Source organism: Martinezella paranaensis (assembly GCF_014200235.1).
In the GTDB taxonomy this organism is placed as follows: domain Bacteria; phylum Pseudomonadota; class Alphaproteobacteria; order Rhizobiales; family Rhizobiaceae; genus Rhizobium; species Rhizobium paranaense.
The window spans coordinates 274,474-294,269 of record NZ_JACHBI010000007.1 but is presented as its reverse complement, the minus strand read 5'-3'; the positions used below and the strand labels follow the sequence as shown (position 1 = coordinate 294,269).

Below are 19,796 nucleotides of genomic sequence, written 5' to 3'. Positions count from 1 at the left end.
CCATGTCGCAAGGAGACGACCAGTCTGCCGTCAAAGCCGCCGAAGCGGTGGCGCGCCGAAGCTATGGCAAACTGGTCGCTATTCTCGCGGCGCGCACACGCGATGTGGCCGGCGCCGAAGACGCCCTGTCGGAGGCCTTTGCTTCTGCTCTGGCCGATTGGCCGGTCAAGGGCGCGCCGCTAAACCCCGAAGCTTGGCTGCTTGCCGTTGCCCGCCGCAAGATGATCGACGCCATCAGGCGCAGACGGGTAAGCGCTGTCGCCTCCGGGCATCTGAAGCTCATGGCGGAGGAGTTGGAGGCAGCGGCGAGCCTTGCGCCGGAAATTCCAGACGAGCGCCTGGCTTTGATGTTCGCTTGCGCGCATCCGGCGGTAGAGCCCGGCATCAGAGCGCCGCTGATCCTGCAGACGATCTTGGGGTTTGATGCCCAGACAATCGGCTCCGCCTTCCTGGTCTCGCCGGCGGCGATGGGCCAACGGCTGGCGCGGGCGAAGAACAAGATTCGACGCGCCAAAATTCCCTTGTGCGTGCCCGAGAGGGCGGACATGCGCGCCCGCCTGGGGGCGATTCTGGAGGCAGTCTATGCAGCCTATGCGGAAGGCTGGAGCGATCCGGCCGGCGCCGATGCGAGCCTGCGCAACCTGGCTGAGGAGGCCATTTGCCTGGGCCGGCTGATCGTCGCACTTTTGCCAGAGCAGGCCGAAGCGCTCGGTCTGCTTGCGTTGATGCTCTATTCCCACGCGCGGCGTGGCGCACGGCGGAGTGCGGCCGGCGAATTCGTGCCGTTGGCCGATCAAGATCCTGCCCTATGGGACGAAGGCCTGATCGACGAGGCCGAGGATCTGCTTATTCGCGCCAGCGCGTTTGATGCTTTCGACCGCTATCAATTGGAAGCGGCCATCCAATCGGCCCATGTCGTGCGACGCCGTACAGGCGCGACGGATTGGGTGGCGATCGAGCGTCTCTATGATGGCCTTTGCGCAATCACCGGCTCGCCGGTGGCGGCAATCAATCGCGCGATTGCCGTGGCACAGACGCGCGGGCCTGCCGCAGGGCTCGCGGCGCTGCCGGTGCTGGCGCCCGGTAGCCGGCTTATCGAGTATCAACCCTATTGGGCGGCGCGCGCCGAACTTCATACGAGAATGGGAGAAATGGCGGCGGCTCGCGAAGCCTATGACCAAGCGATTGCCCTGGAAATAGACCCTGCCGTTCGCCGCTTTTTGCAAAGGCGGCGGAGGGAAAGCTTGGTGCCGCCGCGCTAGGCTCGGCGTTGCGGTTGGACAGGCCATTATCCCTTCCCGGATGGAAGGTTTGGCCGTTGTGCCTCATTCCCACTCGATCATTTGGATCTGCTCTAACGCATTGTTTTTATCGTGCTTTGGAACAAATGTCGTGCAAGACTGTTTATTTGTCACTTTGATACGACGCTAACGTCGTGCCCGGCCGGCTGGGTAAGCGGCGCTCTTGAGGAACATCTCATCATGATGAAGATTTCGTCCGGTTTTCGTTCAGTCGCGGTTGCAGCCATCGCCGCCGCGGGAATTAGCTTTGCCAGCGCCGCCCATGCCGACAGCGGGACGATCCGCTTCGCCGTTTACAAGGCGGCCTTCTTCGTCGGTGGCTCCGGAGGCGAGGGTACGCTGACCTTCCACGGTCGCCACTATCCGATCTCGATCGGCGGCATCTCGGGCGGCCTCGCCTTCGGGGCTTCCAAGACCTATTTCAGTGGTACCGTGCGCCACATTCGCCGCGCCCATGATGTGGCCGGAGTGTATGGTGCAGCGGGCGGTGGCGGTGCGGTCGGCAAAGGCGCCCAGATAATCGTCATGACCAATGACAAGGGCGCCCAGCTCGAACTCACAGGCCGGCAGGTCGGCTTGCAAGTCAACGCCGATATCAGCGGCATGAGCATCTCGATGAGGTAAGGGCATTACCTTGGAGGGTCCGATTTGCTAGTTCAGCGATCGGGCCTCTCCGGGAAAACGACCCCGGGGATTGCCGTTCGCCCTCTATTCCATTCGATTGTTCATAGGTTAGACGCGCCGCGCTCCAACGCGTGAATATGTCAGAACGAGCCGAGAATGCTCCCCAGCATGATGACGGCAATGAGCGCCAGGATCGCGCCGATGATGCCGACCATGACGATGTCGCGGTAGCTTTCTCCGTGGGTTGACCCGCAGACGGCAAGCAGGGTGACGACCGCGCCATTGTGCGGCAGGCTATCCAGCGTTCCAGCCCCGATGACCGCGACGCGGTGCAAAAGTGCCGGGTCGAGGCCTGTTTCCTGCGCTCGCATCAGGTAGGTGCTGCCAAGCGCATCGAGGGCGATCGTGAGACCGCCGGAAGCAGAACCCGTGAGCGCTGCCAGGATATTTGTGGCCACCGCGATCGAAACGAGCGGTCCCCCGCCGATGCCGAGCACCCAGTCGCGCACGATCCCGAAGGCGTGCATCGCCGCGACGACCGCTCCAAAGCCAACCAGGCTGGCGACGGCGACCGCCGGAAGGACGGACGCGTTGGCGCCCGCGTCCATCGTCTCGCGCAAGGTCGGCAATCTCCGGAAATTCAGCGCGACGACAGTTGCGACCGCGGCGGCCAGCGCCGTGACAACGGCCCATACGCCGCTGACCGAGGAGCGGGAGATCCCGCCCCATCGATCCTCCGAAAGGAAGCCGAGATCAAGCGCCGGCAGGATCAGCAGCGTCATGCTGAGATTCACAAGGACAACTATAACAAGCGGCAGCGCCGCAACCCAGATTGGCGGCGTCGTCTCGGCATGGCGGCCATGCGCGATCTCGGCCGGATCGAATTCCCTGCCGGCCGTGGCGCGTTCGCGCAGCCGGTCGTCGGAAGTGAGATGGTCTGATGTCGCCGGCATGCCCTCGCCGAACTCTTCGCCGGATCTTCGCGCGGCCGCCTCGGCGCGACGCAGCCACCATAGACCAAAGGCAAGCATGATGGCAGAAGCAATGATGCCCAGTCCGGGCGCTGCAAACGGCGTCGTCCCGAAGAACGGCATAGGGATGGCATTTTGAATCGATGGCGTTCCCGGCAAAGCCGACATAGTGAAGGTGGACGTTCCGAGCACGATCGCAGCCGGCATCAGCCGCCTGGGAATGCCTGATGACCGGAACAACTCCTGCGCCATCGGCGCCAGCACGAAGAAGGCGACGAAGAGGCTGACCCCGCCATAGGTGATCAGCGCTCCGGCAATGACGACGGCGAGGATGGCATGACCCTTTCCCAGTCGCCGCATCATAAAATCGGCGATTGCCGCTATCGAACCGCTGTCCTCCATCAACTTGCCGAAAAGTGCGCCAAGCAGGAACAACGGAAAGAACTGGGCGAGGAAACTCGCAGCGCTGCTCATGAAGGTCTGCGTCCAGTGCGCCAGCACCGGTTCCCCGGCAAAGAGCGCTGCAACGATGGCGCCGAGCGGCGCCAGCAGCAGCACGCTCCAGCCCCGGAAGGCAAGCCAGACCAGCAGCCCGAGGCCGATCAGAATGCCGAACAGCCCCATCCGTCAGCCCTCTTCCAGCAGGATATCGAGATCGAGCGAGGAGCGGCGGCCGAGATCGTCGCCATGGGCATCGAGGAAGGCGTCGGCGGACTTGCGTCCCCAGTCATGCAGCATGGTCAGGAACTCCCATTCCGCATTGAGCTTCGAGGAAGAACCGAGGCCGGACATCATGTCGCTGACGACCCGGTGAATGCGCATCGACGCCCAGCGCTCGCCCTCGTCATCCCCCACCTGAGCCACCTTCCGAAGCAGTGCGATCATTTTCAGTTCCTTCAGGAGGACCGCATTGAAGGAGACTTCGTTGATACGATTGAGGATCTCGCGCGCGGAGCGGGGCGTGCCCGGCCTTTCAACCGGGTTGATCTGCACGAGGATCGTATCTTGAGACGTGCATTCGCGAACCAGCGGCGTGATCGTCGGATTGCCGGCGTAGCCACCGTCCCAATAGGCTTCGCCATCGATCTCGACCGCTTGAAACAGCGTCGGCAGGCATGCGGAGGCAAGCAGGACGTCCGGTGTCAATTCGCTGTTACGGAAGACCCGACCGCGGCCGGTGCGGACATTCGTCGCCGTGACGAACAACTTGATCGGGCTGGCCGAGAGCCGGTCGAAATCGACGCTTTCCGCCAATATCGCGGAGAGCGGGTTGGCACTGGCAGGGTTGAGGTCGTAGGGCGAGAACAGACGCGCCATCATGTCCATCGCCACGAACATCGGCGAGTGATCGAGCGACCAGCGGCCCAGCAGGACATCGAGGGGACCGCGCTGGAAGGGACTGAAGCGCGCCGCCCCCGATACCTTGCGCCAGAATTCCGTTAGGGCCTCGCGGGCGCCTGCCACGCCATTGACGGTATAGCCGTGCGCCAAGACGGCCGCGTTCATCGCTCCGGCCGAAGTGCCGGAAATTCCCTCGATTCGCAGCCGTGGCTCTTCCAGAAGCCGATCGAGAACGCCCCAGGAAAAAGCCCCATGGGCACCGCCACCCTGAAGGGCAAGATCGATGTGCAGTGGGTCTCGCTGCATTGTCTCCCCTTTGCCGGCATCGGCCTTTGCCACCGCCGTGGTTGTGCGCCGCACAATACCGCACAATTGCGTACTCGTCATCCTCTCGTTGCATTAGGCAGGCGAGATGAAACTCATTTGCGGCAGTTCCGGCGGAAGCATAGGCGACGTATCCTTTCGGCGCGATCGTTCGTCTTAGCTGTTGACGGGCAACATCGCCCTCCTGACGAATTGGAGCGTGACAATGAATAGCAAGCAGAGCTTGGCAAACAAGATACACTACGAAACGCTCGCGGAGGCTTGGCGTAGCGGTCGAGAATCGCCGCAGGACGCCTCCGAGTGGTCTGTTTTGACGACAGAACCGGGCGGCGTCGATTACGTCGAGACGAACCTCGGCGATAAGACCGCGCTGTGGGTTCAGCCAAAACTGGCGGCCAAAGATCGGGTCATGCTTTACCTGCACGGCGGTGGCTATGTTGGCGGATCGATCTGGACCCATCGCAAGATGGTCGGACACCTTACCAAGGCGATTGGCTGTTACGCTCTGCTCGCCACTTACGACTACGCGTTTCAGAGCAAGTTCCCGCGCCAGATCGAGCAGGCCGTGAACGCGTTCGAGTGGCTGGCCGAGCAGGGCATCGCGACGGATCATACAATTGGCGCGGGCGACTCTGCTGGCGCGGGTCTGATCGTTGCAGCGGCGATCAAACTCCGCGATGCGGGACGTCCGCTGCCAGCTGCGCTCCTCAGTATTTCCGGATGGCATGATCTATCGGCGAGTGGGGCTTCCTACGAAACTAACCGCGCGAAGGATGCCTTCTTCCAGAAGGCGTCGGTAGATATGCTGGCGTCGCTGGTTCTCGGAGAGGCCGATGCCCGAAATCCATTCGCGAGCCCGATCTTCGCCGATCTCACGGGCCTGCCGCCGATCAATCTGCAAGTGGGCGGAGACGAAACGCTGCTCGACGACAGCCGGGTGCTCGCCGACCGCGCGAAGGCCGCCGGCGTCGAGGTGCGCCTGGACGTGTTTCCGGGGATGCTGCATTCGTTCCAGATGATGGCTGGTCGTGCGCCTGAAGCCGATGAGGCGATCGAGCGGTTTGCGCAGTGGGTCCGGCCGAAGCTCGGCCTGACCGGAACCGCGTCAACCCGCGGTGAAAGTCAGGTAGTCGCATGACGGGCACCCATGTCCTTAATGATGCAAGATGTGGCAGGTGAAGAACATGACTGAGCGACCGACTGGCCTATTCGACGCGCGGTATCGAGCCTTCCTCCAGACGGTGTCAGACGTCCGAGCCCAACTGCATCGCTACTGCGCCCGCATGACCGGCTCACGGCTCGACGGTGAGGATCTCATGCAGGAGGTGCTATTCGAGGCCTACACGAAGATCGAGACCCTCGATGACGCCCACAGGCTGAAACCCTGGCTATTTCGCATCGCTCACAATCGCTGCATAGATTTTCTAAGGCGCCGCGAAGCGCGCGAGCACGCGGAGGGCGCCTATTCGGACGACATCGGGGTCGTCACTGCGGAGCCGGCGACGACCGATGCACGTCGCGCCATCGAACGGCTGGTTGGCAGCCTGCCTCCCAAGGAGCGCGCCTGCGTCCTCCTAAAGGATGTATTCGACTATTCGCTGGAAGAGACCGCAGAACTCGTGGACTCGACGGTTGGCGGCGTTAAATCCGCGCTCTCCCGTGGACGGGCGAAGCTCGCCGACTTGCCCGCTGGACCTATCGGCGAACCGAGCCGTCCTCCGCTTGATCCCGACACCGCGCGACTCTTGCAGCGCTATGTTGACCTCTTCAACCGCCATGACTGGGATGGCGTGCGGGGCCTTACCAGCGCCGATGCTCGGTTGCGGGTCGCCGACTGCTTTGACGGCCTGCTCAGAAGCTCTCCCTATTTCTTCGAATACGAGCGAAATCCAGAAACGTGGACCATGGAGTTCGGGGAGATCGACGGGGAGCCCATCCTACTCGTGCTCTTCCAGCGAGGCGTCCAGTGGCAGGTCGCGTGGCCGGTTCGTGTCCATGTCGCCGACGGTGTTATCGACCGCATCGAAGACTATTATGCCTGCCCGTGGGTCATTGGAGACAGCTCGGAGTCCGACTTAAAACTCATGACCGAGTCGGTCGCCTTGGGAGGAGGATGACGGAGGCGGCGCGGAGGAAAGTCTCGGTGGTAGCGATAATGGCCTCGAAGTCCTTGACGAAACATGGCCATGCCCTGGCGGAGGTCGACGATGAGCACCGCCATCAAGTTCGCAAGGACGCACTTCGCTACGCCGCCGAGTTCTTCGCGTCGCTGCCCACACCCCTCACTCCCACTCGATTGCTCTAAATCTAGTTAGATCATTGATATAGCTAGGTTTTTAATTCGTTGCCGCGCAAGAAGCCGCCCCATAGGCCGTCAAAACATTACGGTCTTGATTTTAAAGGGAAAAATAGCCCGAAATTTTTTGTGCGGTTTCGGTATCTATCGAAGTCGATCGCCTTTCCGGACCCATTTTGGGCAACTCACGTGGGTTTTACAGCGAACGAAGAAAGTACCGTCACCTCCTTTGCGAACCGGCCTGAGCCTAGGAATCGTTTTGCTCAACTGCCCCTTCGAGACGGCTGACCAGCCAAAGACGCCCCATCCACCGAGCGGGGCGTCTCCGCTGGTAGTCCCTGTCAGCTTGTGGGATTGCGCGCGGTGACGATCCATGCCGCGCCGTCGATCATCACCGACCGCTCGCCGGGGAGGTCCGCGAAGGCGGCACGAACCGCGGCCGAGACGCGGGCGCGGATGTCGTCGGGCTGATTAGCGAGCGCGCGCGACAGCGGCCGACCTCGAGCGTCATCTCCACCGCGTCGTCGATCGCCGCGTCCCGCGTCGCGCCCTCGCCAAACGGGACGGAAGCATCGAAGGGCGCGATAGCGATATCGGTGAAGCCGGCCGCCGTCAGGATGCGCGCCACCCGCCCCCGGTCGCCGAACGAGAACGGGCCGGGTGCTTCGGGATCGGGCGCCGCCGTCGGCGGGACGATGCCCTTGATCGCGCCCATCGGCAGGCGCATCCAATCGTTCTCGGCCGCGCCGCGCCAGCAGACGAAAGCGACCCTCCCGCCCGGCTGGAGAGCGCGGCGCATATGCGCGAACGCCCCTATCGGATCGTCGAAGAACATCACCCCGAAACGCGAGAACAGGATGTCGAACGTGCCTTCGGGCAGCTCGGCGCTGCCGGTGTCGGCCACCTGGAACAGGGCCGGCGTATCCTGTGGCGCAAGCGCGCGTGCCCGGCCGATCAGCGGTTCGGATATGTCCACACCCAGCACTTGGCCCCCCGGGCCGACGCGGGCGGCCAGTGCCAGACTAGACGCGCCCGCGCCGCAGCCGACGTCCAGCGCGCGCTCGCCCGCCGCGGGCGCGGCGGCTTCGATTGCGGCCTGGCCGAACACCGCCAGCATGGCGTCGAGCCGGGCCTGGTGCGCGACCCAGCGCTCCCCGTTTTGGTCATTCCAATCGGCGACCTGATCGGCATTGTACTGTGCCATGACATATCCTTGTTCTGATGCGCTCTAAGCTATCCGATGCCAAAGCGGGCATCGTCTCCAGCGATCCTGCGCCCGCCAGCGATAAGGCGCCGGTGCCGCCTAGCGCCGGACTTGGAAGGACAACCGCGCCTGCGGCAACCGGAAAAGGGAAGCCCTGCTCTTAAACCAGCATCGACTGCTGGGCGGAGATGCCCGCCATCGCGCCTTGCCATGATGCCGTGGTGACCGAGGGCATGCCGGGGTTGGCGAGGTCGCCGGCGGCGTAGATGCCGGGCATGCTGGTTTCGCGGCGCTCGTCGACCTTGAGGACGATGCCGAGGGGCGTATCGACCGTGGCGAGGCCCAGTGATTCATGCAGGCTTGCGGACGGCTTGTTGCGCGGATGCGCAAACAGGATGTCGACCGCGACATCGGGGCCGGTATCGAGCTTGACGGTGGCGTTATGGCCCCCGTGATGGGCGATCCCGGCGATCCGGCCATCGACGACAGGTATGTTGCGGCGCGCCAGATCGGCCCGGATATCGGGCGGGATGTCGTGACCATCGGCAAAGAGCGTCAACCTGTCGGTCCAGTCGTGGAACAGTCTGGCCTGATTGTGCGACTGCCGGCCGGACCAGACGAGGCCCCAATGCTGGCCGGCGACTTCAAAGCCGTCGCAATAGGGACAGGGCACGATGGACGTGCCCCAGCCTTCGGCAAAGCCCGGCACATCAGGCATCTGGTCGACGATGCCATAGCTCAGGATCAGGCGACGCGCCCCAAGGCTTTCGCCATTGCCAATGAGGACGGAGAAATCGTCGATGCCGCCGGACACGCTGTCGGCCCGGGCATTGACCAAATTGACCGTGGGATAACGCGCCAGTTGCTGCCGCGCCTCGGCCAGGATGTCCAGCGGCGGCTTGTGATCGTGGCCGAGCAGACCATGCGAGTGGCCGGCGAAACGATTGCGCGGCAGGCCGGTATCGAGAACGGTGACCTTGCGGCGGGCACGGCCGAGCTGCAGGGCGGCGGCGAGACCGGCAAAGCTGCCGCCGATGATGATGACGTCATCCATGGTCATGGGCTCCGTGTTGTAGATGGAGGTGGTTGGGTTGGACCTGGCGCGCAATATCGTCCAGCGATACGCGCTCCAGACGGGCAGCGAGCAGGGCTTCGGCATCGGCGAGAAAGTCGCCCATCACTGTGTTGACCGACCGGATGATGCCGCATTCAATATCGCCGGGCGGCCCGGATTTGGAGGACATGATTGAAACCTACCCAATGGCTTGCACATTTTGGATACTATATGGTATCATAATTCAGGAATTAGGATACTGTCAAGGACTGGAATTGTACGTGACCGAAAATAGCCAGGGCCGGCGCGGCCGGCCCGCCAACGAGGCGCTTGGCCAAACGATCGTCGACGCCGCGGGCGAACTCTTTGCGGAATTGGGTTTTCAAGCGACGACCTTGGACAAGGTCGCCCAGCGAGCGAAGATATCCAAGCTCAGCATTTACAGGCACTTCGAGAACAAGGAGGCGCTGTTTGGCGCGGCGTTTGCGGCCCGCTGCCAGCAGTTAATACCACAGGCCCTTTTTGAAGGCGTCGCCGGTTCGGCCGAAGATCAGCTCATGGCGGTGGGATCATCGCTGCTTCGCACGCTGTTGCGCCCGGACGTGCGCAGTGTCGAAGCCATGGTCATGGCCGACGTCGCGAGTCAAAAGTCGTTGAGCAAGCTCCATTACGAAGCCGGCCCCGCCCATATCATCGCCCAAATCGAGGCCCTGTTGCGTCAATTGCACGCGAAGGGGGCTCTGAACGTGCCCGATCCTCTCCGGTCCGCCCGCTTGTTTGCCGCGCTTTTCAAAGGCTCCGATCTCCTGATTATCGCACGCTTCGATGAGGCGAGAGCGGAGGATGATAATGAGATCGAATCCTATTGCCGGTCGGCCGTCGCCATGTTCATTGCCGCGCACGGTGGCAACGACCACGCGGGCGGATAGCCTAGACGAGGCCGCGAAGGAGGGCGGTGAGCAACCAATAATACCCGCTTTTTTGGGAGGCACCATTCAAGCGCCGCCCAAATGGATGAAACAGGGACGGCAGCGAAAATTGGCGCTTAGACTGCGCGATCACCGCCGTTCCCCCTCACTCCCACTCGATCGTGCCGGGCGGCTTCGACGTGACGTCGTAGACCACGCGGTTGATGCCGCGGACTTCGTTGATGATGCGGGTTGCGGCGCGGCCGAGGAATTCCATGTCGTAGTGATAGAAATCCGCGGTCATGCCATCGACGGAGGTGACTGCGCGGAGCGCGCAGACGAATTCGTAGGTGCGGCCGTCGCCCATGACGCCGACAGTCTGAACCGGCAGAAGCACGGCGAAGGCCTGCCAGATGGCGTCATAGAGGCCAGCCTTGCGGATTTCATCGAGATAGATGGCATCGGCTTCGCGCAGGATCTCCAGCTTCTCGCGGGTGATGCCGCCGGGGCAGCGGATGGCGAGGCCGGGGCCGGGGAAGGGGTGGCGGCCGATGAAGCTGTCGGGCAGGCCGAGCTCCTTGCCGAGCACGCGCACTTCATCCTTGAAGAGTTCGCGCAGCGGCTCGACGAGCTGCATCTTCATGCGCTCCGGCAAGCCGCCGACATTGTGGTGCGACTTGATGGTGACCGAGGGGCCGCCGGTGAAGGAAACGCTCTCGATGACATCGGGATAGAGCGTGCCCTGGCCGAGGAAATCGGCGCCGCCGAGCTTCTTGGCTTCTTCCTCGAAGGTTTCGATGAAGAGGCGGCCGATGATCTTGCGCTTGGTTTCTGGGTCGCTGACGCCCTCGAGCTCGCCGATGAAACGGTCGGAAGCGTCCACATGCAACAGATGCAGATTGTAGTGCTCGCGGAACATCGCAACGACGTTCGCGGCCTCATCCTTGCGCATCAAACCGTGGTCAACGAGGATGCAGGTGAGCTGGTCGCCGACCGCCTCGTGGATCAGCAGTGCCGCGACGGAGGAATCGACGCCGCCGGAGAGCGCGCAGATGACGCGCTTGTCGCCGACCTGTTCACGGATCGCTTGCACCGCCTTGGCGCGATAGGCCGACATCGACCAGTCGCCCTTGATCCCTGCAATATTGTGGATGAAGTTGCTGATCAGCTTGGCGCCGTCAGGTGTATGCACCACTTCCGGATGGAACTGCACGCCGTAATATTTGCGCTTCTCGTTGGCGATGAAGGCATAGGGCGCGTTCGAGGAGGTGGCGACGACTTCGAAGCCTTCCGGCAGCGCGGTGACGCGATCGCCGTGGCTCATCCACACCTGATGGCGCGAACCATTCGACCACAGGCCTTCGAAGAGGGCGCAATCCTTGTTGACTTCCAGGAAGGCGCGGCCGAATTCGCGGTGATGGCCGCTTTCCACCTTGCCGCCGAGCTGCATGCACATGGTCTGCTGGCCGTAGCAGATACCGAAGACCGGGATGCCGCTGTCGAAGATGATCTGCGGTGCCCGCGGTGAGCCTTCATCCACGGTCGAGGCCGGGCTGCCGGACAGGATCACGGCTTTCGGCTGCAGCCGCTTGAAGCCGGCTTCGGCGGATTGGAAGGGGACGATCTCGCAATAGACGCCCGCTTCGCGCACACGCCGTGCGATGAGCTGGGTCACCTGGCTGCCAAAATCGACGATGAGAACGGTGTCTGGATGTGCTGTCTGGGTCATGGCGAGCCTTTAATGAAAAGCGCTTTCCCTGGCAATCCGGCAAATCAAGCCGGTGCCGATTTTATTGTCCCCATTGTATCAGCCGTTGCGCCGCTCAGAACCAGAAAACGCCGTCTTCCAGTGCCGTGAACAGCGCGTCGACGGCATAGGAGAGCTTGCGGTCGATGACATGCAGATATTCGGTCCAGCCGGAAATGTGCTGCAGCTCGACCACGCCATCGGAAATGCCGCGCAGTCCGATCAGCGGCCGGTCGTAGATCTGGCAGACACGCAGCACGGAGAAGGTTTCCATATCCACCATGTCGGCGGCGATCCGGCCATAGGCTTCCGCGCCGGAGATGACATTGCCGCCGGTCGAGAGGCTCGCTTCCGGAATGGCGGGAATGCGCAGCGGCATCTCGATCGCTGCGGGCAGGTCGAGGAATGGCGTGCGGCCCTTCTCGAAGCCGAGCGGCGAAGCGTCCATGTCGCGATAGGAAACGGAGGTGACCTGGTAGACCTCGGTCTGTTCCAGCTTCGCCGAGCCGGCCGAACCCAGCGAAACCACCATGTCCGGCAGATCGTCCTGTGCTTCGAGCTGAGCGAGCGCCCGCGTCATGACAATGGCCGCCTCGACCGGGCCGACGCCGGTCATCAGCGGATCGATGCGGGAGCGGAGGAACGGGCCGTATTCTGCCTCTGCCGCCATGACGAACAGGATCGATTTTCCCGACACGCGTTTCAGTTCGAATTTCATCCGGTAATTCCCTCTCGGCCTCGGATGACCATCATCGTCCCGGTCATGGAGGCAATCAGCTTGGCAGGCCCGTCGCCTATGGCATAGCCTCGCCCATCGGCGACAATGATGGTGGTGCCGGGCTTGGTAACATCGCCGCGGAACAGAAAGCGCTCGCCGCGTCCCGGTGACATCAGATTGATCTTGAATTCGATCGTGAGAATAGATGCCGTGGGATCGATGACGCTGTAGGCCGCAAATCCGCAGGCCGAATCCAGCGCGGCGGCGATGATGCCTGCGTGCAGGATGCCGTGTTGCTGCGTCAGCTTGACGTCGAACGGCAGCTCGATCTCGACCGTGCCATGCTCGACGCGCGTCAGTTCTGCGCCGATGGTCGCCATCGCCGCCTGTCGCTCGAAACTCGTCCGAATGCGCGCCCGAAAGTCGCCGCTGCTTTCTCCAGTCATCCCATTCCCTTTCGCGGGTGCGAAATTGGCATGGAGAGGCGGTTTGGACAAGGGTACTGCGGTAGAATTCGCCTTTTGAAGAATGACGCGCCATCGACATTTTTTTCCCATGATGGTGGGTATTCGATATGGCCATCAACAGATTCGAGATGGAACCCGAGATGACGACGATCCTGCAATCGACCAAGGCCTTTGAAACCTGGATGCGGGCGCAATTGGGCGCCGATCTTGTCGAGGCCGATCTCCAAAAGAAATACAAGAAGATGAAGAGCGGCGGTTTCGTCTTCCTGCGCGCCACCTATTGGCGCTGGGCCGAGACCATCTTCGATATGTGTCCCGATCTCGCGAGCGCACCGCAGGTGCTGGCGATCGGCGATACGCATCTGGAGAATTTCGGCACTTGGCGCGATGAAGAGGGGCGGTTGGTCTGGGGTGCCAACGATTTCGACGATGCGGCTGTCATGCCCTATGCGCTGGACCTCGTGCGCCTGGCAACGAGCGCGATCCTTGCACGGGGCACCACAGCGCCAACGCCGCGCGCCATCGCCGAAGCCATCCTCGGTGGTTATCGCCGCGGATTGAACGCGCCGTCACCGGTCATTCTGGAGCGGGATTACAAGTGGCTGCGCAACGACGTCATCCTCTCGAATGCCGAGCGCAAGGAATTCTGGGACAAATATCGCGATCTGCCGCCCCCGGCCAAACCGGTACCCACGCCTTATCTTGACGTGCTGCGGCAATCGCTGCCGGATGAGAAACTTCCGTTTGTCGCTAAGCCGCGCACGGCCGGCACCGGCAGCCTCGGCCGCCCACGCTTTATCGCTGATGTCGAATGGCGCGGCGGGCCGGTTCTCCGCGAGGTCAAGGCACTTGCCCAATCCGCCTGGTCGCTTCGACACAACCCATCGGACACGACGATCCATACGGCGGTCATTGCCTCCGGCCGCGCCCGCTCTCCCGATCCGCGCTATCAGGTGGTCGACAAGCTGCTGGTCCGTCGCCTCTCGCCGAACAGCCGTAAAATCGAGGTCGAGGGTGATGCACAAATCCTGCTGTCGCCGGCCATGCTCGACCTGATGGGCTTCGAGATCGCCAATTGCCATGCCGATGACGCCTCCCGCATTCCGGGGATTTTGGCTGACCTCGACAAGAGGGAGGTGGACTGGCTGAGGAACTCCGCCAAGGCGGCGGCTGTTGCGATCGGCATGGAGCAGGCGGAGTTCGCGGCGAAGGGTTAGACCGGCAAAAACCGGTCAATACCCGGCGGCTTCCAGGATCATATGGGCGATCGTATCGGGATGCGAGATCAGCGCGAGATGGCTGGCCTTCACCTCGATGGTCTTGGCGCCCATGCGTTTTGCCATGAAGCGTTCCAGATCCGGATTGATCGTCCTGTCTTCGGTGGAGACCGCGTACCAGCTCGGCTTGGTGCGCCAGGCGGCTTGGCTGGTCTTGCCGGTCAGCAACGCCGTATGGAAGGGCTGCTGCACGGCATAAAGCACCTCTGCCTTGGCCCTGGGCAGATCGCCGGCGAAATCCCGCAGGAAAGCTTCCTCAGTCAACCGCCCTTCATCGCCGTCGAAGACGATGCCTGCCGATGCCGGAGGCGTCGGATATGTCTTGGCGAGTGCCGTATAGTCTTCGCCTGCATCCGGTGCGCGGGCTGCGACATAGACCAGAGAAGAGACCTTCGGATGCACACCGGCTTCCGTCACGATCATGCCGGAGAAGGAATGGCCAACAAGGACAGTCGGGCCATCCTGGCGATCGAGAACGCGCTGTGCCGATGCGACCGCTTCGGGAAGCGTCGTCAATGGATTTTGTACGGCCGTGCAATTCAGCCCTTTGGCCTGCAGCCGCGCGATGACTTCCGTCCAGCAGGAGCCGTCTGCGAAGAGCCCGTGTACAAGGACGACGTTGCGGGCCTTCGATGGCGCCGGCGTCACCGGGCTTGAGGTTGGGCTGCTGGCGGCCGTGCCGCGTGAGGAGACTAAGGAAGCGGCGGCGCCGGCAATGAGCGCGGTCGAGAAATTCCGTCTGGTCATCATCATCATCGTGATCCTTATGGCGTAGAGGATAAATGGGCGACAGAAAGCCGTCCGCGCCGGATATCGGAGCGGTGAGCTTCTTGCGGGTTTCGTACTTCTGGGAGCGGCATCTGCCCAAACACACCGATCGAATGCGCCCCGTCTTGCATTCCGGCTGGGTATCGAGGCTGCTTTGTGTATGCAAAAGCAAGCCCGTTGAGCATTCTTGTATTCTTAAATGCGATATCAGTCAATAATTGGATGCGTAACGGTTGCGTGATCGAGTATTTGCATGCAAGATGAGGCGGTCGAAGCATCTTTGCATACAAGCGACAAGGGAGAATGAGGAATGACTGATGAATCGGATGATACGATAGAGGATCGCGAGTTGTTGTCCGATCGCATCCGCAACGCGCTAGCGGATGAGATCGCCGCCGGTAAGCTTGAGGCAGGCGCCGCACTGGACGAACAGCAGCTTGCCGATCGCTTCGGCGCCTCGCGTACCCCGGTTCGCGAGGCATTGAGGCAACTGGCAGCGAACGGTCTGGTGGAAATGCGAGCGCGGCGCGGGGTGGTCGTCGCCCGCATGACACCCGAACGCATCATGGACATGTTCGAGACGGTAGCCGAAATCGAGGCAATGTGCGTGAGGCTCGCCACCTATCGCATGACGCCCTTGGAGCGCAGCCACCTGATCGAACTGCACGATTCATCCGAAGCTATCGTGAAAAAAGGCGATTTTGACGCCTATGACACGTTCAACCGTGCGTTCCACGAGGCGATCTATCACGCGACCCACAACAGCTTCCTCGCCGAACAGGCGATCGCGATACACAATCGTCTGATGGCCTTCCGCCGCGCGCAATTGCAACAGGAACAGCGCCTCGATCGATCCAGGGCGGAGCATGAAGCCATTATGCAGGCAATCGCAGAGGGTGACGGGGAACTGGCGTCGCGCCGTATGCGGGCACATATGCTGAATGCGGCGACGACATTGCGGCGCTTCATCGAAGCCAACAAGCTGGCTTAGGCAGCGCCCAGATCAGGCGCGGGCGATGCGCACGATGTGCTGATCCCAGGCGACATCGCTGTGCTCGCCGAGGAAAGCGCCGTCATAGGAGGAAACGGCAAAGCCATGCTGCGCCGGCGCGATGCCGGCTGCATCGGCGATGCTTTCCACCTTCAACACCGCCCCGGTCTTCGCATCGAGCGTCACCGACGTGCCTTGGACCGGTGAGGTGACGCCGACAAGGTTTTCGGCGCGGTTGACGGCGATGGCGCCGACGTAGTTGCCGAGGGCGCGGGTGGTGTCGTCGGGCAAGGAGATGAAGGTCAGGTCCTCTCCCTTGGAGAAATGGCCGACGAGCGGCGGCAGGTCGCTGCGATGGCCTTCATATTGGCAGGCGAACCAGATCCGGCCTTGCGCGTCGATGTCGACATGGCGGGTGGAGACCTGGGCATATTGCGGCGGCAGGGCGTGCTTTTCGATCAGCCGGCCGCTTGCTGCCTCGATCAGCGTCAGCGACGGCTCCATGTGATCGAGGTTGAGCTTGGTTCGGCCGAAATCAGGATGGGTCTCGATGCCGCCATTGGCGACGATCAACAGCCTCCCGTCGTCGGAAACGGTCATGTCATGCGGGCCGGTGCCGTAGGTTTCGTATTCGCCGATGCGCGCGAAGCGATTGCGGGCGTCGTAGATGCCGATCATGCCCCTGTTGTTGTCGAAGTCGTTCTCGCTGGCGTAAAGCAGCTTTCCGTCAGGGGAAAACGTGCCATGACCATAGAAATGCCGGCCCTCGTGCGCAGTGATGACGATTGGCTCTCCCTTGTTCCAGGGATCGAAGATCATCGCATAAGTGCCGGGGCGGCGGGCGAAGGCGACGGTCTTGCCGGTTGCCTTCGAAAAGGCCATGCCGTGGGCACGGGCCGGCAGCGCCACCTGATCGAGGATCTGGCCGCGCTCGGTGACCGTCGCCACGGCGAAGGAACCGTCTGACGTACGGATGCCGGAGGCATAGACCGCGTCAGCCTGTTCCAGCGCCATCAGCGCACCCGGTTTCAAGGCAGCCAGGAAAGTCAGCCCCGCCGCTTTCACGAAGGCCCTGCGGTCGATCAGCGCGCTGCGCATGCCATCAATCCCCGTCAGCGAAGGAGAAACCGGCGGAAAGGCCAATCGCGCCGCCGTAATTGTCGCTGAAAGCGGTGGTGAGGTCGCGGCTGACATTCAGCAGCTTGTCGATCTTAGCGCGCTCGGTATCGTTTCCGAGCGCTGCTTCGATATCGGGATTGACCGTCGGCGCGGTCAGGGTCAGTTCCTTCAGCAGACCGTCGATCTTGTCGGCGATATCGCGCTTGTCGGCGGGCAGAAGGTTGGCCATGCTGGCTTTTTCCCAGAGCGTTTTCAGCCCTTCGAGATTGCCGGACAGCGAGGCCCAGGTGTCGCCGGAACGCCAATAGATCGCCATTTTCGGCCGCGCCGTAGCGGGATCGCCCTTGTAGAAGGTCTCGAGCCGCTGATCCCTGACATTTCCCGCACCGTGCACGAGGATGCCGAGCAGTGCCGTCACAGCTTCCTTGTTGTCCATGAAGTCGTCGCTGGTCTTGCCGGGATTCTTCCAGGACTTCTGCACGCCGTTCGGGTCGTCCCACTCGTCGGCGATATCCTTGGCCGTGTTTTCGATATTGCCGGCGACGGCCGCGCCATAGCGGCAGCGAAAACCTTGCTTTTCGGTGCTGAGAACAATGGAGCCGTTGCCATAGAGCACATATTCCAGCGCCGTCAGGCTCATCAGCGCCACGCTCTTGCCGGCGACCGCCTCGACCGTAGTGTCCTGCTCATCGGCCTTGGCGATCAGCGCCTGCACTTGCCGAAGGCCGACGCCCTTGCGATCGGGATAGAAGAGGATGTGTTCGAAACGGTTCTTTTCGAGGACCGGCCCGGTCTGCACGATCTCGATGCGCGACCAGCTTTTGACCGTGTCGCCGAAGGCGGATTGCGCGCTGGCGAGGCTTGCGGCGGAAGGATCGGCGCAGAGTGCTTTCATCGCCGTGGTCAGCTTCGAGGCGCTGTCATGCACGGCCCGGTATCCGGGGCGGATGACGTCATCGATAGCCTTCTGCAGTACTGCCGGCACGGCTGACTCGTTCAGCCCGGCGCCATTCGCCGTCGCGTCCTGGGCGCTGGCGGGCAGTGCCGCAAGGCTGAGGAAAAGGCCGGCCGCGAAAGGCTTCCAATAGCGCATCAGAGGGACTCCAGAAAATTGATAAGCGCTTGCCTGTCGCTCTGCGGCAGGTTTGCGAACGTATTGCGGGCCTTTTCTGCCTCTCCTCCATGCCAGAGGATGGCTTCGGTGAGTGTGCGGGCGCGGCCGTCATGCAGGTAGGCTTGCTGGCCGCTGACCGTTTGCGTCAGGCCTATACCCCAGAGTGGCGGTGTGCGCCAATCGCGTCCGGATGCCACACCGACCTGCTGGCCATCGGAAAGCCCGTCGCCCATGTCGTGTAGCAGGAAATCGGTATAGGGCCAGATGAGCTGGAAGGCCTGCGCCGTAGGCTTGCCGTCGCTGCCCTTGAGATCGTCACGGGTGACGAATTTCGGCGTATGACAGGCGGCGCAGCCGGATTGATAAAAGAGTTGCTTGCCGTGCAGCACGTCGGGAAAGCTTGCCTTGCGGCGCGCGGGCACGGCGAGGTTCTCGGAATAGAAGGTGACGAGATCGAGGATCGGCCCCGGTGCTTCCGTATCGCCGAGACGCTTTTGCACACCGGTCGGCATGGCAAGGCAATGGGCTTCCTTAGCCGTGCAGTCGCCGTGGGCGTTCGGCTGGTCGGGCGTGGAAATGCCGATATCGTTGAGGAAGGCGTCCGCCACCTGATCATGCACGCTAGCATTTTGCGCCCTCCAGCCGAAGCGGCCGAGCACGAGCTGGCCGGTGCGGTGGTCGCGGACCACAGCGGCGCGGCCGCGAATGCCGTTGCCATCTTTATCCTCGGGATCGGCATGCGCGAGGATATCCGTATCGGGAATGGCTTCGATCAGGCCGAGACCGATCATCGCGGGGGCAACACGCGGTGAGATCGTCGTTGTCTCGCCGAGCGGACCGTAGGCGAGGCTGGTCACGGCATAATGCGGCTTGCGCAGCGAAACGGTTTCGCCGCCCGCCAGTGTCACCATTTCCTCGGTATAGGTGACGGCCACCTTCCCCTCTGCGGCGAGGCCGGGCACGGCGAGGTCCTGCAACTGCGCGCCATAGGTCGAATCCGGAAAGTTCAGCGCCTTGAAATCCTTCAGGGCCTGTTCCTCTTCCGGCGTAATCGCCGGTCGCGCCAGCCGCAGAACCATCGAAGTGGCAGGGGCTCCCGCCGCCTCCGGCGGATGGCCACGGCCATCCCTGACATGACAGCTTTGACAGGAGCGGGCGTTGAACAATGGCCCCAGCCCGTCTGTCGCCTGCGTGGAAGAGGGCGAAGAGACCCAGAGCTGGCGAAACAGCGCATTGCCGAGATGGAAATTCTCTTGACGCTCCAGGCCCAGATTGGCGGAAGGCTGCGAAAAGATGTTGCGGCCGACGGGCGCGATCGAGGTCGTCGCGCCGCTCTCCATCGCCTCATAGGGCTCGGCCTTGGAAAAATCCGCGGTCGGACGGGTGACGTCCTGAACCCTCTTCAGGGTGTCGGCCGAGAGATCGGTGCGGACGGTCGGGAAATTCAGAACATCGGCTGCCGCCAGCGTGACGGCAAAAGCCAGAAAGCCCGCTGCGAGAGCGGGCAAGAATGCGCTGACAACCGGAATGCGGATCATCTGGATCAGAGCGGCAGCATCATCGGATGCCGCC

General features: G+C 62.4%; 18 protein-coding genes and 1 pseudogene. 7 read left to right on the top strand and 12 right to left on the bottom strand.

Translation table 11 applies throughout. The features are described 5' to 3' along the window. The first annotated feature begins 2 nt into the window (after positions 1-2). Together GGD50_RS19080 and GGD50_RS19075 are read left to right on the top strand one after the other, a co-directional pair. Positions 3-1,262, top strand: coding sequence for an RNA polymerase sigma factor (locus tag GGD50_RS19080; RefSeq protein ID WP_107106718.1), 1,260 nt, complete (start codon positions 3-5; stop codon positions 1,260-1,262). A gap of 222 nt (positions 1,263-1,484) precedes the next feature. Continuing rightward, complete coding sequence (locus tag GGD50_RS19075) at positions 1,485-1,925, top strand: lipid-binding SYLF domain-containing protein (RefSeq protein ID WP_107107026.1); 441 nt, start codon at positions 1,485-1,487, stop codon at positions 1,923-1,925. Positions 1,926-2,065: 140 nt separating this feature from the next. Here GGD50_RS19075 and GGD50_RS19070 read toward each other — a convergent pair whose 3' ends face one another. Then, positions 2,066-3,520 (bottom strand): GntP family permease, encoded by a 1,455-nt coding sequence (locus tag GGD50_RS19070; RefSeq protein ID WP_107106719.1) that lies wholly within the window; start codon positions 3,518-3,520, stop codon positions 2,066-2,068. Between the two features lie 3 nt (positions 3,521-3,523). Further along, positions 3,524-4,543, bottom strand: a complete 1,020-nt coding sequence (locus GGD50_RS19065) for a patatin-like phospholipase family protein (protein WP_107106720.1) — start codon at positions 4,541-4,543, stop codon at positions 3,524-3,526. A gap of 223 nt (positions 4,544-4,766) precedes the next feature. Here GGD50_RS19065 and GGD50_RS19060 point away from each other — a divergent pair, with 223 nt between their 5' ends. Then, positions 4,767-5,699: an alpha/beta hydrolase gene (locus tag GGD50_RS19060; RefSeq protein WP_107106721.1), complete on the top strand. Its 933-nt coding sequence runs from the start codon at positions 4,767-4,769 to the stop codon at positions 5,697-5,699. A gap of 46 nt (positions 5,700-5,745) precedes the next feature. Next, complete coding sequence (locus GGD50_RS19055) at positions 5,746-6,678, top strand: RNA polymerase sigma factor (protein ID WP_107107027.1); 933 nt, start codon at positions 5,746-5,748, stop codon at positions 6,676-6,678. Between the two features lie 520 nt (positions 6,679-7,198). On the opposite strand, the pseudogene GGD50_RS19050 reads toward GGD50_RS19055, so the two are convergent. The 3 genes and pseudogenes from GGD50_RS19050 to GGD50_RS19040 form a co-directional block, all read right to left on the bottom strand. Further along, positions 7,199-8,061 (bottom strand): annotated as a pseudogene (locus GGD50_RS19050) (class I SAM-dependent methyltransferase). Positions 8,062-8,221: 160 nt separating this feature from the next. Further along, positions 8,222-9,115, bottom strand: coding sequence for an NAD(P)/FAD-dependent oxidoreductase (locus GGD50_RS19045; protein WP_107106723.1), 894 nt, complete (start codon positions 9,113-9,115; stop codon positions 8,222-8,224). After that, a complete protein-coding gene (locus GGD50_RS19040; protein ID WP_181315990.1) occupies positions 9,108-9,305 on the bottom strand; it encodes a hypothetical protein in 198 nt (65 codons plus the stop codon). Before GGD50_RS19040 ends, GGD50_RS19045 begins: the two co-directional genes overlap by 8 nt. Positions 9,306-9,396: 91 nt before the next feature. On the opposite strand from GGD50_RS19040, the gene GGD50_RS19035 reads away from it, so the two are divergent. Further along, the gene (locus tag GGD50_RS19035) at positions 9,397-10,044 is read left to right on the top strand and encodes a TetR/AcrR family transcriptional regulator (protein WP_107107028.1); all 648 of its coding nucleotides are present in this window, start codon (positions 9,397-9,399) and stop codon (positions 10,042-10,044) included. Positions 10,045-10,189: 145 nt separating this feature from the next. Here the strand turns inward: GGD50_RS19035 and guaA are convergent, their stop codons facing one another. The 3 genes from guaA to GGD50_RS19020 form a co-directional block, all read right to left on the bottom strand. After that, positions 10,190-11,752, bottom strand: coding sequence for a glutamine-hydrolyzing GMP synthase (gene guaA / locus GGD50_RS19030; protein WP_107106724.1), 1,563 nt, complete (start codon positions 11,750-11,752; stop codon positions 10,190-10,192). 94 nt (positions 11,753-11,846) lie between these two features. Further along, positions 11,847-12,488, bottom strand: a complete 642-nt coding sequence (locus tag GGD50_RS19025) for a 5'-methylthioadenosine/S-adenosylhomocysteine nucleosidase (RefSeq protein ID WP_107106725.1) — start codon at positions 12,486-12,488, stop codon at positions 11,847-11,849. Next, positions 12,485-12,934, bottom strand: coding sequence for a PaaI family thioesterase (locus tag GGD50_RS19020; protein ID WP_107106726.1), 450 nt, complete (start codon positions 12,932-12,934; stop codon positions 12,485-12,487). The genes GGD50_RS19025 and GGD50_RS19020 overlap by 4 nt, the downstream gene beginning before the upstream one ends. A gap of 161 nt (positions 12,935-13,095) precedes the next feature. On the opposite strand from GGD50_RS19020, the gene GGD50_RS19015 reads away from it, so the two are divergent. Beyond that, entirely contained in the window at positions 13,096-14,172 is a 1,077-nt protein-coding gene (locus GGD50_RS19015; protein ID WP_107107029.1) for a DUF2252 family protein, read from the top strand. A 15-nt stretch (positions 14,173-14,187) separates the two neighbouring features. Here GGD50_RS19015 and GGD50_RS19010 read toward each other — a convergent pair whose 3' ends face one another. Next, positions 14,188-14,985 carry an alpha/beta fold hydrolase gene (locus GGD50_RS19010; RefSeq protein ID WP_107106727.1) on the bottom strand — a complete coding sequence of 266 codons (798 nt, stop codon included), beginning with the start codon at positions 14,983-14,985 and terminating at the stop codon, positions 14,188-14,190. 325 nt (positions 14,986-15,310) lie between these two features. On the opposite strand from GGD50_RS19010, the gene GGD50_RS19005 reads away from it, so the two are divergent. Next, positions 15,311-15,991, top strand: coding sequence for a GntR family transcriptional regulator (locus tag GGD50_RS19005; RefSeq protein ID WP_107106728.1), 681 nt, complete (start codon positions 15,311-15,313; stop codon positions 15,989-15,991). A gap of 12 nt (positions 15,992-16,003) precedes the next feature. Here the strand turns inward: GGD50_RS19005 and GGD50_RS19000 are convergent, their stop codons facing one another. Genes GGD50_RS19000 through GGD50_RS18990 form a run of 3 tightly spaced genes read right to left on the bottom strand, consistent with a single transcriptional unit; the run spans position 16,004 to position 19,762 of the window. Beyond that, positions 16,004-17,089, bottom strand: a complete 1,086-nt coding sequence (locus tag GGD50_RS19000; RefSeq protein ID WP_107106729.1) for a DUF1513 domain-containing protein — start codon at positions 17,087-17,089, stop codon at positions 16,004-16,006. Between the two features lie 4 nt (positions 17,090-17,093). Beyond that, entirely contained in the window at positions 17,094-18,203 is a 1,110-nt protein-coding gene (locus tag GGD50_RS18995; protein WP_107106730.1) for an imelysin family protein, read from the bottom strand. Further along, positions 18,203-19,762 (bottom strand): di-heme oxidoreductase family protein, encoded by a 1,560-nt coding sequence (locus GGD50_RS18990; protein ID WP_107106731.1) that lies wholly within the window; start codon positions 19,760-19,762, stop codon positions 18,203-18,205. Before GGD50_RS18990 ends, GGD50_RS18995 begins: the two co-directional genes overlap by 1 nt. Positions 19,763-19,796: the final 34 nt, after the last annotated feature.

Excerpts from the sequence above, each read along its gene's own strand:
- GGD50_RS18995 (WP_107106730.1), bottom strand. The coding sequence starts at position 18,203 with ATGCGCTATTGGAAGCCTTTCGCGGCCGGCCTTTTCCTCAGCCTTGCG.
- GGD50_RS19065 (WP_107106720.1), bottom strand. The coding sequence starts at position 4,543 with ATGCAGCGAGACCCACTGCACATCGATCTTGCCCTTCAGGGTGGCGGT.
- GGD50_RS19000 (WP_107106729.1), bottom strand. The coding sequence starts at position 17,089 with ATGCGCAGCGCGCTGATCGACCGCAGGGCCTTCGTGAAAGCGGCGGGG.
- GGD50_RS19010 (WP_107106727.1), bottom strand. The coding sequence starts at position 14,985 with ATGATGATGACCAGACGGAATTTCTCGACCGCGCTCATTGCCGGCGCC.
- GGD50_RS19025 (WP_107106725.1), bottom strand. The coding sequence starts at position 12,488 with ATGAAATTCGAACTGAAACGCGTGTCGGGAAAATCGATCCTGTTCGTC.
- GGD50_RS19020 (WP_107106726.1), bottom strand. The coding sequence starts at position 12,934 with ATGACTGGAGAAAGCAGCGGCGACTTTCGGGCGCGCATTCGGACGAGT.
- GGD50_RS19080 (WP_107106718.1), top strand. The coding sequence starts at position 3 with ATGTCGCAAGGAGACGACCAGTCTGCCGTCAAAGCCGCCGAAGCGGTG.
- GGD50_RS19040 (WP_181315990.1), bottom strand. The coding sequence starts at position 9,305 with ATGTCCTCCAAATCCGGGCCGCCCGGCGATATTGAATGCGGCATCATC.
- GGD50_RS19060 (WP_107106721.1), top strand. The coding sequence starts at position 4,767 with ATGAATAGCAAGCAGAGCTTGGCAAACAAGATACACTACGAAACGCTC.
- GGD50_RS19005 (WP_107106728.1), top strand. The coding sequence starts at position 15,311 with ATGACTGATGAATCGGATGATACGATAGAGGATCGCGAGTTGTTGTCC.
- GGD50_RS19045 (WP_107106723.1), bottom strand. The coding sequence starts at position 9,115 with ATGGATGACGTCATCATCATCGGCGGCAGCTTTGCCGGTCTCGCCGCC.
- GGD50_RS19075 (WP_107107026.1), top strand. The coding sequence starts at position 1,485 with ATGAAGATTTCGTCCGGTTTTCGTTCAGTCGCGGTTGCAGCCATCGCC.
- GGD50_RS19070 (WP_107106719.1), bottom strand. The coding sequence starts at position 3,520 with ATGGGGCTGTTCGGCATTCTGATCGGCCTCGGGCTGCTGGTCTGGCTT.
- GGD50_RS19015 (WP_107107029.1), top strand. The coding sequence starts at position 13,096 with ATGACGACGATCCTGCAATCGACCAAGGCCTTTGAAACCTGGATGCGG.
- GGD50_RS19055 (WP_107107027.1), top strand. The coding sequence starts at position 5,746 with ATGACTGAGCGACCGACTGGCCTATTCGACGCGCGGTATCGAGCCTTC.
- GGD50_RS18990 (WP_107106731.1), bottom strand. The coding sequence starts at position 19,762 with ATGATCCGCATTCCGGTTGTCAGCGCATTCTTGCCCGCTCTCGCAGCG.
- guaA (WP_107106724.1), bottom strand. The coding sequence starts at position 11,752 with ATGACCCAGACAGCACATCCAGACACCGTTCTCATCGTCGATTTTGGC.